The sequence below is a fragment of the Hymenobacter sp. AT01-02 genome (assembly GCF_000961955.2).
GTDB classification, from domain to species: Bacteria; Bacteroidota; Bacteroidia; order Cytophagales; family Hymenobacteraceae; genus Hymenobacter; species Hymenobacter mucosus.
On sequence record NZ_JZIR02000238.1, the window covers coordinates 1 to 1,081 of the forward strand.

A 1,081-nucleotide genomic window follows, 5' to 3' on the forward strand; every position below is an offset into this window, starting at 1 on the left:
AAATGAACCGCTACGGACGGGGCATCTGGGCCGGCACCATCCGGCACCACAACGGCCGCTTCTACATCTACTTTGGTACGCCCGAGGAAGGCTACTTCATGACCTCGGCCCCGCGCCCGGCCGGCCCCTGGGAGCGGCTGAGCCCGGTGCTGGCCGAGTCCGGCTGGGACGACTGCTCGGTGCTGTGGGACGAAAAAGGACAGGGGTGGCTGGTGGGTACGCACTTCGCCGACCACTACAAAACCTACCTCTTCCGGTTGCTACCGGATAACAAGACGCTGGACCGCGCTTCGGCCATCCTGGTCAACGAAGGCTCGGGGCGGGAAGCCAGCAAGCTGCTGAAAGTGGGCAAGTGGTACTACCTGGTATTCAGCGAGCATAAGAACGGAGTGGGGCGGTACGTAATGGCTAAGCGCGCCAAGAAGATAACCGGCCCCTACCGCGAAGAAAAACAACTGGCCCTGCCCAGCACCGAGGCCATGGAGCCCAACCAGGGCGGACTCATCCCAACCAACGATGGCAAGTGGTACTTCCTGACGCACCACGCTCGGGCGACTGGTCGGGCCGGGTCGTGAGCCTGCTGCCCGTTACCTGGTTAGAGGCTGGCCCATCATCGGACAGGTCTTACCGGGCGGCCTCGGTACGATGGCTTGGCAGGGCCGAATGCCCGTTATCAATGTCGGCCGGGGCTTCTCCCTGGCACGCAGCGACGATTTCGACTCTACCGCTTTGCCCCTGCAATGGCAATGGAACTACCAGCCGCGCCCGGAAAAGTACTCGCTGCAGGAAAGGGCCGGCTGGCTGCGGCTGAAAGCGTATGCGCCGCTGAAAAACGACGAGCTGATGTACGCTGGCAACACGCTCACGCAGCGGTGTTTCCGCTCCTATTCGAACGAGGTGACGGTGAAGCTGGATATTTCCCGCATGGCCGACGGCCAGAAAAGCGGGCTGTGCCATTTTTCGCAGGACCACGCTGCTCTGGGCGTGATGCAGCACGGGCAGACGCGGTACCTACAGTACCGGCACGGCGACCAGCGCCAGCAACGACCGCCCATAGACAGGTTCGCACGTGTGGCTGCGC

General features: G+C 62.9%; 1 protein-coding gene and 1 pseudogene. Both read left to right on the plus strand.

What is annotated here, in order from left to right; translation table 11 throughout:
- Nucleotides 1-575, plus strand: a 575-nt coding sequence (locus tag VI25_RS26190) for a family 43 glycosylhydrolase (protein ID WP_055562967.1), incomplete at its 5' end; no start/stop codon positions are given.
- An 88-nt stretch (nucleotides 576-663) separates the two neighbouring features.
- Nucleotides 664-1,081: pseudogene (locus VI25_RS26195) on the plus strand (hypothetical protein); the annotation flags it as partial.